General features: G+C 39.1%; 3 protein-coding genes. 2 read left to right on the forward strand and 1 reads right to left on the reverse strand.

What is annotated here, in order from left to right:
• Window positions 1–639: 639 nt before the first annotated feature.
• Window positions 640–4,527, forward strand: coding sequence for a filamentous hemagglutinin N-terminal domain-containing protein (locus CKF54_RS01985; protein ID WP_119524611.1), 3,888 nt, complete (start codon window positions 640–642; stop codon window positions 4,525–4,527).
• A 343-nt stretch (window positions 4,528–4,870) separates the two neighbouring features.
• On the opposite strand, the gene CKF54_RS01990 is transcribed toward CKF54_RS01985, so the two are convergent.
• Window positions 4,871–5,233 (reverse strand): hypothetical protein, encoded by a 363-nt coding sequence (locus CKF54_RS01990; RefSeq protein WP_147396802.1) that lies wholly within the window; start codon window positions 5,231–5,233, stop codon window positions 4,871–4,873.
• A 376-nt stretch (window positions 5,234–5,609) separates the two neighbouring features.
• Here CKF54_RS01990 and CKF54_RS02000 point away from each other — a divergent pair.
• Window positions 5,610–19,079 (forward strand): beta strand repeat-containing protein (locus CKF54_RS02000; protein WP_147396803.1); only part of this gene is annotated, 13,470 nt, incomplete at its 3' end.

Raw genomic sequence — 19,079 nt, forward strand, 5'->3', positions numbered from 1 at the left:
AGAAGAGTAAAGCCAGAAGAACAAATCTATCCTAGAAGAACAAATCTATCCTAGAAGAACAAAGGATATAGAGCACAGAGCTTTTGGTTACAAAAATTAAGATGTTTTCTAGTCTTTTAACCCCTCTCTTGTAGGTAAAACTAAGCAAAGGAGCTTTATTTTTTAATCTCTCTTTGACTGCAAAATTGTTTTACCAGTTCCTAGCCTAGTGTATTTTAGGAACTTAGTTGTTTTATACTGGTAAAATTTTTATCTTTTTAAGGGCATTAGTATGTAATTTTTTACAAAAATGAAAGGGCTTCGATATATAATATTAAAACCATGTAAAATTTATTTTGCATGTGCAAATATCATTTTTTTAGCAAAAACATTTACCAATTTCTAGGGCAGGTTTCTTAAAAAGAAAACAATCTAGAAGTTTTCTCTTGAGAACTTTCCTGGTAAAGGTTTTTGTGTATTTCGTGCTTTACCTTTTAAATTTAAGACCAAACTCAAGGTTTTGACCCTTAGACAACCTTGAATCAGACCAAGACAGTTATTCAATGAATATAAAAAAGGTGCTCAAGTAATATCTTGAGTTTGCCTTAAAATTTAAAAGCAAAGATTCACCACAATAAACACACATATTGGTAAATTTTAATGAATTCTATCTATAAATTAAAGTTTAACCGTCGCACTTTATCCTTAGATGCCGTTTCTGAACTGGCAACTAATGCGATAACCGCTTCGACAAACCACAAAGACTCCTGGCAACCCGCCCTGTCACTCCAACGTCTTTGTACACTTCTTAATACCTTTGCCTTACCAGCCTCGGCTTTACTGCTAACGGCAAATTCTCTAGCAGTAGAACCACGTTCAGGCATGAACGTGGTAAATGGTTATGTAAATGTTGTTACTAATGGCGCGGTAACAAGTATTGCTAACTCGCCGAACGCAATAATCAACTGGCAAAAATTCAATATCCAATCTGATGAGATTGTTAAGTTCTTACAACAAAGTTCTGATTCTGCTGTCCTAAACCGCGTGTTAGGAGGGGAACTCACGCAAATTCTTGGGACATTACAATCAAACGGTAAAGTTTTTATTGTAAACCCAGCTGGGATTGTCTTTGGTGAACATGCAAAGGTTGATGTAGCTTCATTGGTAGCTTCAACTTTAGATCTGAGCGATGCAGATTTTCTTAAAGGTAATTACGTTTTTAATCAAGAAAAAGACAAGGCTATTACCTCGGTAATAAACCAAGGGATGATTAAAGTTGCTGAAGACGGCACTTTAGCTCTAGTTGGTGGTAAAGTTCTTAACACTGGTATTCTTGAAGCTAAAAACGGCACAATTTACCTTTTAGCAGGGCAGTCAATTACCATCCAAGATCTTGATAACCCCCTCATTTCTTATAAAGTTACGGCTGACAATAAAGCAGTTAACCTTGGTGAAATTGTTGCTAAACGTGCAGTTTTACTAGCGAACAAGATCTCACACGGCTATAACCAAGACCCTGTTTCTTTTGTTGACATTATTTCAGGGACAAGTTCAGCACAACAAACAAGTATAACCGCTTCGGGAGAAGTGGTTCTTTATGGTGCCTCTGAAGCAGAGGTAATGCAAGACATTAGCCTCAACAATAGTCAATTAGCTAATAACTACGCTTGCCAGTCAGCGATGGTTGTGGTTAATGGTACGATTAACGTCTCTAACTCTACAGGGGTTGGGGGTAATGTTACTGTACTAGGTGACTTAGTTGTTTTAGAGAACAATGCCCTAATTGATGCTTCTGGAAATCAAGGGGGGACAGTTTACCTTGGTGGTGACCAAGAGGGAACTGGTGAGAAAAAACTAGCGAAGATGCTAGGAATGGATACTCAAGCAGTAGTAAATGTTTCTGGTACTGGCGGAGATGCTGGTACAGCAATTGCTTGGGGTAACACAGCTTTTTATGACGGGACATTTTTAGCGACTTCGGTTTATGGTAATGGTGGTTTTGTAGAAACTTCGGCAAACTACATTAACCTCCTAGACAATATTAATGTAAAAACAGATTCAACCTACGGTACTGTAGGTAATTGGTTAATTGACCCTGCGCATGCAATTATCGTTGATAACGAGACGATGAAAGCAGAGGCAATTACTTTTTATAAGCTCACAGCAAGTAGTGACCTCACCCCCACCTCCAATATTTACATCGGTTGGTACTACCCCGAGAAACCAACAACTGCCAATTTCATTTACTCGGATAAATTAAGTGAAGTCTTAAATAATAGTAGCGTTTCAATTCGTACAAACTTGAGTATTACTTTTTATAAAGTACAGAATTTTACTCCTTCAAATAGCAGTAACGTATTAGATTTTAAGACAGGTAACTATACCTTTTGGCATTCAAACTTTACATCAGATGTCCGTTTTAGATTGGTGCGTTTAAGCTCTGATCAATCAGGTCTGTACTTTAACTTAACTAATTCTAACATTCAGATCCGTAGCTTAAATGCGAACATTGGTGCGCAGTTAGCTATGAATAACTCTAGCATCACGACCACTCAATTCCTTATTGTTAACACCAGTTGGCGAGCAACGATTAATAACTCAACCTTAAACTCAGGTGGAGCTCTTAACATCACAGTGTGCGCAACTAGGTCAACAGATCATGCTTTAAGATTTGTAGGTAACAGTAGCATTACGGCAAAAGGAGATATCTACTTAATCTCTCCTAGAGGGGTATTAATTAATGGTAGTAATACTTCCATTACTGGAGGCGGAACAATTAACATCTTTGGTTCATACCAGGAGGGTGATAACACTCCAATTAATTTAACCAATGTTAATATCCAAGGTAGCACAGCAAGTGCCGCGTTAAATATTGCTGCATTTTCGAGCAATAACTATACAGCGGTAACTCTCAATAATGTAAGTTTCAAGAACCTTTCTGAAGTTTCTCTCACAGCTTACCAATTTAATGCAACAAATACCTCAACCGAGAATGTTACCGGAGATATAGTTCTAAATATTATTAGCGGGAATTTAGCGACTATTAATAGAACTACATTAAACTCTACCACCGGTAATATTTCTATTACGAAATCAGATGGTAGTTTAACCGTTAATAACTCTAACTTTACCGCTAATCAAAACTTAGGTGTAGCGGTTGCCAACGGAACCTTTACGGTAACTGGCTCTAATTTATCAGCTAACAAAAAATTAGACTTAAATGTAACTATTGGCTCATTTATAGGGAATAGAGCAAATCTATCAGCTAAAGAAGATCTGGTAGTAATCAGTAACAGCGCTTTAAACTTCAGTAGAAGCTTACTAAGTGGAGAGAGTATTTCTCTTCTTGGTTCAAGCCGAACTAATATTAATCTAGATAACTCTACTTTCAAAGGTATTAGCAATGCAAGTAGCACTCTTAACATCAGTAATACAGATGGTAAGGGAGCTATTTATCCGTTTATAACCTTAGATAATCTTACGCTGCAAGACTTTAAAGATATTGATGCAACTGGATTAAGGTTTAATGCTTCTAACGTAACAACCAGAAATATTAAAGGAAATATAACCTTTAATATTGTTGGTTATGTTTTCAGTAATGTTAACTACAGTAACTTTACAGCTGGAGGAAATGTAACCTTTAGTAAGGTTTCAAGTAACTTATCATTTGATTCAACTAATGTAACAGCTGAAGATAACCTTGTGATTAGTTCTGGAGGTACGGGTAATCTTCAGTTTAATAACTCTAACTTAGTATCTAATACTGGTTTTATCAGTCTTAGCGCAGCTTCAACTGTAGACTTTACTACCTCTACGTTAAATTCAGCAACTACAGCTGTACTACTAGGTACAACAGTTAATACCCACAGTAGTAACTTAACTACAAAAGCCGATCTTGAAGTTGGTAATAACTCAAGCCAAAGCATTAACCTAAGTAACTCAAGTTTTAAATCAACCACTGGGAACGTAAGTGTTAGTGGTACAACTGAAATCTTAGTTACAAACTCTAGCTTAAATGCAACTGTAGACCTTAACTTAACTACGGCTGCCCGTCCTTACACCTTAACTAACGGCCAGATAAAAATTAACAATAGTAATGGTGGTAAGCTAGTTGCCGGTCGTGATTTAAACATCACTACCAATAATCTTGAGTTAAATAACACTATCCTCCAAGCTACGGGCAATATTGGATTAGCAGAGCAAACAGCTCAAGCTGGAAGCTTTACGGCCAATAACGCAAGCTTAAATGCAACTAATGTAAGTGTAAGTTTTAACACTACTAACTTAAACGCGTCGAAATTCTACGCTCGTAAGAACTTAGATTTAGTTGCTAATGCAACTACTATTTCGAATAGTAGTAACTTAAGCGCAGCTAACAATCTAACTTTACAAGTAACTACTGCAAGTATTGAAAGTAAGTCACTGCTCAATGCAACTAACACAAGCATTGTAGCTACCAACGGTACTGCGGTACGCAATGGCGCTATAGTTAACTCTAGCCAGGGCACAATTATCTCTAGTAGAGAGATAATTGTGCCCTGGCTATAGTTAACTCTAGCCAGGGCACAATTATCTCTAGTAGAGAGATAATTGTAGATAATGCAACGGTTAAGTCAGCTGCAAATACGACTTTAAATGCCACTGATATAGATATTGCCAATGGCGCTAATGTTTGTGCAACCAGCAATACCTTTATCAATGCTACTCGTTTTGTCAATGTAACCAATGGTGCAAAAGTTACCGGTAATCACGTTAACTTAAGTGCTGCGACAAATAGCGTCAAAATTGAAGATAGTAACATCACAGCAACAGCACAAACTGAAGTTTATGCTAAACAGCATATTAATGTTACTAACAGCTCAATCAATAGTACAACAAGCACAACCACTCTCTATGGAGAGGCGTCAATAAATTTAAACAGTGCTAACCTAAGCGCATTCACTGATTTAAATCTAACCACCCCAGCGCTTGTTGCTAATCGTACTAATTTTAGTGCGCAAAACATTACGTTAAAAGGACAGGTTGCAGATGTAAGTTCAGGAACAGGAACTAGTGGAGAAGCTGGTGCAAGTGCACAAAGTTCAATTCTGTTACATAACTCAAGTTTAACTGCTTCAGAAAATGTACTTGTACAAGCTGATGAGGTAAATGCTCGTTTAACTAAAGTCAAAGGGCAAGAGATTAACATTAGTGCGACTAACGTTAATCTACAAGATTCTCTTCTGAATGCCACAACTAAAGACTTAATTGCCAAGGCAATTAACAACCTAAGTATTACTGCTTCAGAGGTTAAAGCAAGTAAAACGAATTTAACTCTAAGTGGGAATAATGTAACGCTTACGCAAGCGAATGTAACAGCTATTCAACTGCTGCAAGTAAATGCTACTGCAGGTACTGCTAATATCTCTAAAACAAATCTGACGGTAACTTCGGGTAATCTTACTCTTGTAGCTAAAGAGGGTATCCAAACAGCTGGATCAAACTTAACTGCAAGTAATAATGCTGACTTAGTTTCAAGTAATTCGTCAATTACTATAAGTAGTTCGAATCTAACAGCGCAAACTGGTTCACTGAACCTAACCGCAAGAAGTGCAATAAACATTACGAACTTTGCTAATGTTTCAGCAAAAATGTTTACGAACTTTACTGCAACAGAAATTTCTAATATCCATGCAAATGTTGCGGGGACAAACGTTAACTACAAAGGTAAAGTAAATACGTTACATTCAACGATTAACGCAAGTGCAGCTTTAAGTTTAGAATCAGGCGATGCGCTCATCTATGTACGTAACACTAATTTAAGTGCAGGTACGAACTTTACAGCTAAGGGTAATAGAACGAGTTTTATTACCGGTAACTTAACAGTCAAAGATAACGCTAACGTTACTTCGACTGATTTCGTTAACTTTAATGGTTTCAAAGTAAAAGTTGGTAGCCTCAATGCTACAGCGGCAACGCTTCTTAACTTCAGAAACTCACAAGTTACAAGTAACAAAACTGTTACCTTAACAGCAGGTTCTGGCTCTAACCATTATTTACAAGTAAACAACACGTCAATTACTGCAAATGGTAGCGTAAATGTAACTGCCAATGCAATTCGTGTTAACCAAAACAGTAACATTACCTCTAAAGAAGCCAATGTTACAGTTAACGCTTCAACCTTAGCATGCTTTACCAATGCGAACTTAAGTGGTCAAGCTCTAATTGTTCGTGGACAAACACTTAACCTAAGCAACAGTTCATTTAACGCAACTACTAGCGAGATCTCTCTAGGTAACGCTGATACTACGTATGTTAATGTTAAAGACTCGAAGCTAGTAGCTGGTAATGCAACTGCGGGTGATGTGAACTTACGTGGTAATAACTATGTAAACTTTAGCAACAGTACAATCTCTGCTGGACGTGATGTTAACCTAGCTTCACCAACAGGCATAGTAAATATCTCGAATGCTTCAACAATTGAAGCTGGTCGTTCAATTAACATTACTTCAGCTCAAGTAGAGTTAAATGCAACTTTAAACGCAACGCAATCAGTGGGCATTAACGCTTCTGCAAATGTTAATGGTGTAAACACCAACATTAGTGCTGGTACAGTTGCAGTTAAAGCGAGAAGCATTAACTTTACCAACAGCGCGCTAAATGCAACTCAAGGTGATTTAGACTTAAACGCAAGTGCAAACCTTGAGCTTAATAGCACCATTATCCGCGCAGCAGTTGCGAATGTCTCTCTAGTTGGTGCTAATGTAAGCGCAAATAATAGTGCAGTTGTCGCAGCTAAGAACCTCGAAGTTAATGCAACTTCAGGTTATGTAAATGCGACTAACACTACGTTAAGCGCAAATGCAGGTAACCTTACAGTAGAAGCCTACCAAGGATTTACTGCTCAAGCAAGTAACCTAAGCGGACAAGAAGCGGTAACTCTGTCTGTAGCAAACGGTGCTCTAACCTTAACTGACACCAATGTTACTTCAACCGCAAACTCGGCATCTCTCACTGCTAAAGGTAATCTAAACCTAGAGAATACAAATATTAGTGCAGCTAATTACCTCAGCGTTAACTCAACCGAGGGAGATGTAGTTGCTAATGCATCTAATCTCTCTTCAGCTAAAGGTACAAACTTAACTGCCCATGCCGAGTTAACTTTAACTAACTCGAGCGTAGGTACCTCTGCAGGTTCAACCTTACTAGTAGGTACTAACAAGATTGAGGTTAACAACAGTAACATTAGTTCAACCGCAAACACCAACTTAACTTCTGCGTCAATTATCACCAAAAACACCAATGTTTCTGGTGCCGAAGTAAGTTTTGCTGGCAAAATTGACAACCACAACTCTACGATTGTGGCAACTGGTAATGTTACCTTAAACGCTGCAGGACAAACTTTCTATAGTCGTGGCACTAATGTAACAGCAGGTGCTGACATTACTACCAAAGGTGCGTCAATTTCGATCCTTAATGGTACTTTTACCTCAACAGGTAACACTACTTTAACCTCAAGCGGTTTAGTTAACATTAACCGTCAAAGTGCAGTTCAAGCGAAAAACATTAACGCAACTGCAGGTTCAGTAATGCAAATTTTAGACTCTAGTCTGAACAGTACAGAACAAACTATACTGACAGCAAAAACTGGCTTACGCCTCAACAATGTTGACGTAAATGCTTCAACTGGTGCAACTTTAACTGCTGCAGTAGTATCAGCAAATAGAAGTAATCTTAACTCTAAATCAGGTAATGTTACTTTTAACGCAACTACGGCAACAAGTTTAAATAGCACAGAGGTGAGTGGACAAGCGGTAATTGCTCGTGGAGCAGCTATTGCTGTTCACAACAGTAGCTTAACCGCAACTGACAGTGAGATCTCGCTAGGTAATGAAGCAACTAATGCGTTAAACGTAACAGACTCACGCTTAACTACAACTGGTAGTAATAACGCTGATGTTAATCTACGCGGTAATAGCAAAGTTGACCTAAGTAACAGTTCAATTAGTTCAGCACGTGATGTTAACTTAGCTGCACCGTCTGGAACAGTAAATATCTCGAATGCTTCGCAAGTAGTTGCTGCTCGTTCAATTAACATTACTGCTAATAACATTGAGTTAAATGCTTCGTTAAATGCAACCAATACCGTAGGTATTGTTGCTACCCAGAACCTCAATGCAACTAATACGCAAATCAGAGGTTCTGCAGTAAATGCAACAGCAACGAACATTAACCTAACAAACACCACTGTTAACGCAACCGTAGGTGATGTTACTGTTACCGCTAGTCAAAACTTAACGTTAAACGCAACTAACGTTACTTCAACTAATGCCAATGTTGCCTTAGTCGGCGCAAACATCACTGCAACTAACGCAAATGTTACTGCTGCTAAAAACCTTCTTGTAAATGCGACAGCTGGTTCACTAGATCTTGCGAATGTAACCTTAACTGCCCGCACTGGTAACTTAACTGCAAGTGCTACCCAAAATGTAACCGTAAGCAACGCAAGCTTTACATCACAAGGTGACCTTACAGTTACGGCAAAAGCAGGGAATGCTTCATTTAGTGGGGTTAACTTAACTTCAACTGCAGGTAATGCTTCAGTTGTGGCTGAACAAGATATCACCTTTAGTCAAGGTAATATCTCTGCGGATAAAGGTGTTAACTTAACTGCAACTGCAGGTAACTTAAGCGTAAGCGACGCTAACTTAACCGCAACTACCGGTAACCTAACGCTAGATGCAGGACAAGATGTTGAGGTTACTAACGCTAACGCAAGTGCGCAAGGTGACCTAACTGTTACCGCAAAAGCTGGTAACGCTTCATTTAGCGGGGTTAATTTAACTTCAACAGCAGGTAATGCTTCAGTTGTGGCTGGACAAGATATCACCTTTAGTCAAGGTAATATCTCAGCAAACAAGGGAGTTAACTTAACTGCAACTGCAGGTAACTTAAGCGTAAGCGACGCTAACTTAACGGCAACAACCGGTAACTTAACCCTAGAAGCAGGCAAAGATGTTGAGGTTACTAACGCAAACGCAAGTGCAAATGGTGATCTAACTGTTACGGCAAAAGCAGGTAACGCTTCATTTAGTGGGGTTAACTTAACTTCAACTGCAGGTAATGCTTCAGTTGTGGCTGAACAAGACATCACCTTTAGTCAAGGTAATATCTCAGCAAATAAAGGTGTTAACTTAACGGCAACTTCAGGTAACTTAAGTGTAAGTGACGCAGGTCTAACTGCAACCACCGGTAACTTAACTCTAGAAGCAGGTAAAGATGTTGCTGTAACTAACGTTAACGCTACATCTCAAGGTGATCTTGTTGTTACTGCCAAAGCAGGTAATGCAACACTAGCAAACTCACAGCTTACTACCAGCAAAGGTAACGCTAATGTTACTGCACAACAAGATGTAAGCTTAAGCGACACTAACCTCACCGCAAACGGTAATGTTAGTTTAAATAGTACAGCTGGTTCGCTATCTTTAGCAAACTCAGCTTTATCAGCAGCAACTGGTTGTGCAACTCTTGAAGCTAACAAAGACGTTACTCTTGACAATGGTACCTATGTAACCGCACAAAAAGAAGTTACTCTAACGGCAACTAATGGTAATGCAACAATTGTTGGTACTAACATTACTTCGCATACTGCCGAAGTAGCAATTACTGCTAAAAGTAACGTAAGTATTGATAACAGTAACATCTCGGGAGCTAAAGACGTAAGTCTAACTAGCCAAGAGGGTAACTTAACTGTTGCTAATGCAACCCTAGCTTCAAGTCAAGGTGATACCTCTTTAACTGCACAAAATAATGTTACTTTATCTAACGCTAAAGTTTCAGGTAAAGATGTAAGTGTAAATGCAACTACAGGTAATTTAACCGCTACTAATGTGGGGTTAACTGCAAGCAGTAATGCAACTTTAGAAGCAGGGAAAAACCTAACGTTAACTAATACCAATGCTACAGGTACGAATGTAACTGCAGTTGCTAAAGACGGTAATGTTACTTTAACCAACGCTAGCTTAAATGCAACAGCTGGTAGCGTAAACGTAAGTGCAACTAAAGATGTTGTTTTACAAAACAACAGCAAGGTACAAGCTACAGCAAATGCAACTATTGTTGCTGGACAAAGTATCAGTGCAACTGACAGTAATGTAAGCGCAACTGGTAATGTTAACTTAAGCGCAACTAACAACCTTACTTTAGGTAACACCAATATCTCTGGTAGTGAAGTAGCGCTTACGGCAACTAATGGTAACCTAACAGCAAGTACTACTAATGTACAAGCAAGTGGTAATTTAACCGTTACTGCAAAAGAGAACATTAGCTTAGCTACAGGTAACTTTACCGCAGGCAACAATTTAACTTTAGCTACAAGTAACGGTAGCGCAAGTTTAGACAAAGTAAACGCAACTGCAGTAAATGGTAAAGCTTCGCTTACTGCCAAAGAAGATATCTCTCTGGACAATAGTACGCTAGCAGGTAAAACCGGCGTAACTGTTGATACTAGCGACGGTGCTTTAACCACAACTAACTCAACTCTATCAGCAACAGAGGGTACAGTTCAACTAACTGCCAAAGAAGACATTACTCTCGCAAACTCTACGGTTGTTGGTAAAAAAGGTATTACTGCAAGTAGCAGTAATGGCTCATTAACTTCAAACAACACTATCTTTGTCGCAAAAGAGGGCGCAGTTAGCCTAACTGCTGATAAAGATTTAACGTTAAATAACGGAACAAATATCTCTGCAAGAGATGATGTTGCGCTTACTGCGACTAAAGGTAACGCAACTATCACTGGTTCTAATGTAACTACAGATAACGGTAACGTTACGATTAAAGCAGAGAAAGATATTGCAATTACCAACAGCAATATCTCTGGGACAAACGTAACCATGAATGCCGTAAACGGTAGTTTAACTGCAGAGCAAACTAACGTTTCTGCTTCAGGTAACTTAAACCTAACGGCAAAAGAAAATATTAGCTTAACAGACGGAAACTTTGTTGCCTCTGGTAATATCACTGCAGTATCGAGCAATGGTAGCGCAAGCTTTAGTCGTGTAAACATGACTTCAACTGCAGGGAATGCAAGTGTTCAAGCGAAAGAGGCAATTATCATTGCTAACGCTACTCTTGCTGGTAAGCAAGGAGTAGCAGTTAATAGTACCAATGCTACTTTAACGCTAGACAACTCAAGTTTAACTTCAGCAGAGGGATCAACAACTCTTACTGCCAAAGACGATATTACTATTGCCAATAGTAGCGTAAGCGGTAAAACTGGAGTTGAAGTTAACAGCACCAATGGCGCTTTAACTGCCAATAACTCTACCTTTACAGCTGCGGAGGGAGCAATTAGCTTAACTGCAGATAAAGACCTCGCGCTAAACAACGGTACTAAAGTAACAGCTGATAAAGATGTTGCTCTAACCTCAACAAAAGGTAATGCAACCATTATTGGTTCAAATGTAACTACCGAGAAAGGTAATGTTGCAATCAATGCTAAACAGGATATTACCGTAACTAACAGTAATATCTCGGGTAACAATGTTACCGTTAACGCAAGTACGGGTAACTTAACTGTAGCGCAAACAACAATTAACGCTACAGCTAACGCAACCCTAGAAGCAGGTAAAGATGTTACTCTTGCTAACTCAAGCGTAACCGGTACTAATGTAACCGTTGAAGCTAAATCAGGAAACGTAACTGTATCTAACGCTACCGTAAATGCAACTACAGGAAGCGCAACTGTTAAAGCAGAGAAAAATGTAAATTTAACTAATGGCACAAACATCACTGCTAAACAGGACGTAAATGTTACGGCAACAAGCGGTAACTTAACAGCAACAGGTGCTAATATCACCGCAACAGACGGTAATGCAACTGTTACTGCAAAACAAAATGTTACGCTAACTAACACTAACATCTCGGGAAGTAAAGGAGTTACATTAGAAAGCCGTGAGGGCAACCTAACAGCTACAGATGTTAACGTAACCTCAACTAACGGAAATGTTACAGCGAAAGCTGGTAAAGATGTTACTCTTGCTAACTCAAGCATAACCGGTACTAATGTAACCGTTGAAGCGAAAGGTGGAAACGTAACTGTATCTAACGCTACCGTAAATGCAACTACAGGAAGCGCAACTGTTAAAGCAGAGAAAGATGTAACCTTAACTAACGGTACAAACATCACTGCAAAACAGGACGTAAATGTTACGGCAACAAGCGGTAACCTAACTGCAACAGGAACGAATATCACCGCAACCGACGGTAATGCAACTGTTACTGCGAAACAAAACGTTAATCTGACTAATACTAACATCTCTGGAAGTAAAGGAGTTTCATTAGAAAGCCGTGAGGGCAACCTAACAGCTAATAATGTTAACGTAACTTCAACTAACGGAAATGTTACAGCTAAAGCTGGTAAAGATGTTACTCTTGCGAATTCAAGCGTAACAGGTACGAATGCAACTGTTGAAGCTAAAGACGGAAACATAACTGTGTCTAACGCTACCGTAAATGCAACTACAGGAAGCGCAACTGTTAAAGCAGAGAAAAATGTAACCTTAACTAACGGTACAAACATCACTGCTAAACAGGACGTAAATGTAACTGCAACAAGTGGTAACTTAACAGCGACGGGTACCAACATTACCGCAACTGACGGTAACGCAACTGTTACTGCGAAACAAAATGTTACTCTAACCAACACTAATATCTCTGGTAAGAGAGGGGTTACATTAGAGAGCAGCGAGGGCAACCTAACTGCAAATAATGTAAACGTAACTTCTACCAACGGTAATGTTACAGCTACAGCAGGTAAAGATGTTACTCTTGCTAACTCAAGCGTAACAGGTACGAATGTAACTGTTGAAGCTAAAGACGGAAATATAACTGTGTCTAACGCTACCGTAAATGCAACTACAGGAAGCGCTACTGTTAAAGCAGAGAAAAATGTAACCTTAACTAACGGTACAAACATCACTGCGAAACAGGACGTAAATGTAACTGCAGTAAACGGAAGCTTAACTGCAACTGGTACTAACATTACTGCAACTGATGGTAATGCAACAGTTACTGCAAAACAAAACGTTACTCTAACAAACACTAACATCTCTGGAAGTAAAGGAGTTACATTAGAAAGCCGTGAGGGTAACTTAACAGCAACTAATGTTAACGTAACTTCAACTAACGGAAATGTTACAGCTAAAGCTAAAGACAACGTAACTTTAAGTAATAGCTCAATTAGTGGTAACGAAGTTGCGATCAATGCAACTAACGGTAACCTAACTTTAGCTAACACTTCAGTTGACGCTAAAGGTAACGCGACTTTAGAAGCAGGTAAAGATGTTACTCTTGCTAATTCAAGCGTAACAGGTACGAATGTAACTGTTGAAGCAAAAGGCGGAAACGTAACTGTATCTAATGCTACCGTAAACGCAACTACAGGAAGCGCAACTGTTAAAGCAGAGAAAGATGTAACCTTAACTAACGGTACAAACATCACTGCTAAACAGGACGTAAATGTAACTGCAGTAAACGGAAGCTTAACTGCAACAGGTACGAACATCACCGCAACTGATGGTAATGCAACTGTTACTGCGAAACAAAATGTTACGTTAACTAACACTAACATCTCTGGTAAGAAAGGGGTTACATTAGAAAGTAGAGAGGGTAACCTAACAGCTACTAATGTAAACGTAACATCTACTAATGGAAAGGTTTCAGCGAAAGCTAAAGATGACATTACTTTCAGCAATAGCACAGTTAGCGGTAAAGAGGGAGTTGAAGTTAACAGTACCCATGGTTCAGTAACTTCAAACAACTCGAAGTTTGATTCATCAAATGGTTCTGTGAGTGTTGTAGCAGAGAAAGATGTAACGCTAAATAACGGTACAACTATCACTGCAAAAGACAATGCGACAGTTACTTCAACTAACGGAAGCTTAACTGCAACAGGTACAAACATTACTTCAACTGAAGGTAATGCAACTGTTACTGCGAAGCAAAACGTTACGCTAACTAATACCAACATCTCTGGAAATAAAGGAGTTTCATTAGAGAGCCGTGAGGGTAACCTAACAGCTACTAATGTTAACGTAACTTCGAAGAATGGAGATGTATCTGTTAAAGCAGATCAGAATGTAACTGTAAGTAATAGTTCTGTTAGTGGTAAGGACGTTGCAATCAATGCAACTAAAGGTAACTTAACAGTAACACAAACCTCTGTAAACGCTACAGGTACAGCTACGCTAGAAGCAGGTAAAGACGTTACTTTAACCAACTCAAGCGTAACTGGTACTGATGTAACCGTGAATGCTAAAGACGGTAACGCAACTTTAGCTAACACTAAAGCAAACGCAACTACGGGTAACGTAAACGTAACTGCAAGTAAAGATGTAACCTTAGCAAACGGTACAACAATTACCGCTAAGAAAGACGTTAACATTACTGCAACTACGGGTAACATTTCAGCAACAGGCTCAAATGTTACAGCTGACGGTAATGTTGCTTTACAAGCAGAGAAAGACATTACTCTAGTAAACAGTAATATCTCTGGTAAAGATGTAACTGTAAACGCAACAACTGGTAACTTAACAGCAACGCAAACTGTTGTTAATGCAACTGGTAAATCTACTCTAGAAGCAGGTAAAGACGTTACTCTAACCAACTCTAGCGTAACTGGTACTGATGTAACCGTTAATGCTAAAGACGGTAATGCAACTTTAGCTAACACTAAAGTAAATGCAACTACCGGTAACGTAAACGTAACCGCAAGTAAAGACGTAACCTTAGCAAACGGTACAACAATTACTGCTAAGAAAGACATTAACATTACTGCAACTACGGGTAACATTTCAGCAACAGGCTCAAATGTAACTGCAGATGGTAATGTTGCTTTACAAGCAGAGAAAAACATTACTCTAGTAAACAGTAATATCTCTGGTAAAGATGTAACTGTAAATGCTACAACTGGTAACCTAACAGCAACGCAAACTGTTGTTAATGCTACAGGTACTGCAACTCTAGAAGCAGGTAAAGACGTTACTCTAACCAACTCTAGCGTAACCGGTACTGATGTAACCGTGAATGCTAAAGACGGTAACGCAACTTTAGCTAACACTAAAGTAAATGCAACTGCTGGTAACGTAAACGTAACTGCAAGTAAAGACGTAACCTTAGCAAACGGTACAACAATTACTGCTAAGAAAGACGTTAACATTACTGCAACTACGGGTAACATTTCAGCAACAGGTTCAAATGTTACAGCTGACGGTAATGTTTCTTTACAAGCTGAGAAAAACATTACTCTAGAGAACAGTAATATCTCAGGTAAAGATGTAACTGTAAACGCAACATCTGGTAACTTAACAGCAACGCAAACTGTTGTTAATGCTACAGGTACAGCAACTCTAGAAGCTGGTAAAGACGTTATTCTAACCAACTCTAGCGTAACTGGTACTGATGTAACCGTTAACGCTAAAGACGGTAACGCAACTTTAGCGAACACTAAAGTAAATGCAACTACTGGTAACGTAAACGTAACTGCAAGTAAAGACGTAACCTTAGCAAACGGTACGACTATCACAGCTAAGAAAGACGTTAACGTTACTGCAACAAACGGTAACCTTTCTGCGACTGGTACTAACATCACCGCAACAGACGGTAATGCAACTGTTACTGCGAAGCAAAACATTACTCTAACTAACACTAACATCTCTGGTAATAGAGGGGTTACATTAGAAAGCCGTGAGGGTAACCTAACTGCAACTAATGCTAACGTAACTTCTACTAACGGCAATGTTACAGCTAAAGCTAAAGACGATATTACTTTCAACAATAGCACAGTTAGCGGTAAAGAGGGCGTTGATGTTAACAGTACCAACGGTTCAGTAACTTCAAACAACTCTAAGTTTGATTCATCAAATGGTTCTGTGAGTGTTGTGGCAGAGAAAGATGTAACGTTAAACAACGGTACAACTATCACTGCAAAAGACAATGCAACAGTTACTGCAACTAACGGAAGCTTAACAGCAACCGGTACAAACATTACTTCAACTGAAGGTAATGCAACTGTCACTGCAAAACAAAACGTTACTCTAACTAACACTAACATCTCTGGAAGTAAAGGAGTTTCATTAGAGAGCCGTGAGGGCAACCTAACAGCGACTAATGTTAACGTAACTTCTACAAATGGAAATGTTTTAGCGAAAGCTGATAAGAACGTAACTTTAAGTAATAGCTCAATTAGTGGTAAAGATGTTTTAGTTAACGCTACAAATGGTAACTTAACTGTTGCTCAAACAACTGTGAATGCAACAGGTAATGCTACCTTAGAAGCTGGTAAAGATGTAGCTCTTGATAACTCAAGCGTAACCGGTACCAATGTAACTGTTGAAGCGAAATCAGGAAATATAACTGTATCTAATGCTACCGTAAACGCAACGACAGGAAGCGCAACTGTTAAAGCGGACAAAGATGTAACCTTAACTAACGGTACAAACATCACTGCTAAACAAGACGTAAATGTAACTGCAGTAAACGGAAGCTTAACAGCAACCGGTACGAACATCACCGCAACAGACGGTAATGCAACAGTTACTGCAAAACAAAACGTTACTCTAACCAACACTAACATTTCAGGAAGTAAGGGAGTTACATTAGAAAGCCGTGAGGGTAATCTAACAGCTACTAATGTCAACGTAACTTCTACGAACGGAAATGTTTCTGCAAAAGCTAAAGACAACGTTACTTTAGGTAACAGTGCAATCAGTGGTAACGAAGTAGCGATCAATGCAACTAACGGTAACCTAACTGTTGCTCAAACAACTGTAAATGCAACAGGTAACGCTACCTTAGAAGCTGGTAAAGATGTAACTCTTGATAACTCAAGTGTTGCTGGTACCAATGTAACCGTTGAAGCAAAAGGCGGAGACGTAACAGTATCTAACGCTACCGTAAATGCAACTACAGGAAGTGCAACTGTTAAAGCAGACAAAGATGTAACCTTAACTAACGGTACAAACATCACTGCTAAACAAGACGTAAATGTAACTGCAGTAAACGGAAGCTTAACAGCAACCGGTACGAACATCACCGCAACAGACGGTAATGCAACAGTTACTGCAAAACAAAACGTTACTTTAACTAATACAAATATCTCTGGAAGTAAAGGAGTTTCATTAGAAAGCCGTGAGGGCAACCTAACAGCGACTAATGTTAACGTAACTTCAACTAACGGAAATGTTTCAGCGAAAGCTAAAGACAACGTTACTTTAAGTAATAGCTCAGTTAGTGGTAACGAAGTAGCGATCAATGCAACTAACGGTAACCTAACTTTAGCTAACACTTCAGTTGACGCTAAAGATAAAGCTACCTTAGAAGCAGGCAAAGATGTTACTCTAACCAACTCTAGCGTAACTGGTGCTGATGTAACTGTTGAGGCTAAAGACGGTAACGCAACCTTATCGAATACTAAAGTAAACGCAACTACTGGTAACGTAAACGTAACTGCAAGTAAAGACGTAACCTTAGCAAACGGTACTACTATCACTGCTAAGAAAGACGTTAACATTACCGCAACCAACGGTAACATTGCAGCAACTGGCTCAAATGTTACTGCAGATGGTGATGTAGCTTTAACAGCTGCAAGTAACATTACTTTAGTAAACAGCAATATCTCTGGTAAAGATGTAGCAATTAATGCAACCAATGGTAACCTAACTGCTACAGATACCACAGTTGTCGCTAAAGGTAACTTAACTGTAACTGCCAAAGATGATGTAAACGTTGCTGGTAGCAACTTTACAGCAACCGGTAATATTGCCGTTACTTCAACCGATGGTAATGCAAGCTTTACTAACACAAGCGTTACTTCAAAAGAAAACAAAGTAACCATCACTGCAAAAGAAAACGTTAGCTTCACAAATACTAATGTAACAGCAGAAGATGGAGTTGAAGCAACAAGCACAAACGGCTCGTTAACTTCAACAAACTCTAAGTTTGAAGCAACTGATGGCGCTGTAACGCTAACAGCTGACAAGGACTTAACTTTAAATAACGGTACAAATGTATCTGCGAAGACAGATGTAACTCTGACATCAACCAATGGTAACGCAACTATCACGGGTAGTAACGTTACAGCTCAAGATGGTAATGTCTCAATTACAGCTAAAGCAGATGTAACCGTAACTAACAGTAATATCTCTGGTAGAGATGTAACTGTAAATGCAACAACGGGTAACTTAACCGTAGCACAAACAACAGTTAATGCTACAGCTAATGCAACCCTAGAAGCAGGTAAAGATGTTACTCTTGCGAACTCAAGCGTAACTGGTACCAATGTAACTGTTGAAGCTAAAGACGGAAACATAACTGTGTCTAACGCTACCGTAAATGCAACTACAGGAAGCGCAACTGTTAAAGCAGAGAAAAATGTAACCTTAACTAACGGTACAAACATCACTGCTAAACAGGACGTAAATGTAACTGCAACAAGTGGTAACTTAACAGCGACGGGTACCAACATTACCGCAACTGACGGTAACGCAACTGTTACTGCGAAACAAAATGTTACTCTAACCAACACTAATATCTCTGGTAAGAGAGGGGTTACATTAGAGAGCAGCGAGGGCAACCTAACTGCAAATAATGTAAACGTAACTTCTACCAACGGTAATGTTACAGCTACAGCAGGTAAAGATGTTACTCTTGCTAACTCAAGCGTAACAGGTACGAATGTAACCGTTGAAGCAAAAGGCGGAAACGTAACTGTATCTAATGCTACCGTAAACGCAACTACAGGAAGCGCAACTGTTAAAGCAGAGAAAAATGTGACCTTAACTAACGGTACAAACATCACTGCGAAACAAGACGTAAATGTAACAGCAACTAACGGAAGCTTAACTGCAACTGGTACTAACATTACCGCAACAGACGGTAACGCAACTGTTACAGCTAAGCAAAACGTTACTCTAACTAACACTAACATCTCTGGAAGTAAAGGAGTTACATTAGAAAGCAGCGAGGGTAACCTAACAGCTACTAATGTAAACGCAACTTCAACTAACGGAAATGTTACCGCTAAAGCTAAAGAAGACATTGTCTTCAGCAATAGCACAGTT

It is taken from the genome of Psittacicella hinzii (assembly GCF_003585885.1).
In the GTDB taxonomy this organism is placed as follows: Bacteria; Pseudomonadota; Gammaproteobacteria; order Enterobacterales; family Psittacicellaceae; genus Psittacicella.

What these genes read in the sequence shown, in the direction of transcription:
- CKF54_RS01985 (WP_119524611.1), top strand. Translation starts at nt 640, where the DNA reads ATGAATTCTATCTATAAATTAAAGTTTAACCGTCGCACTTTATCCTTA.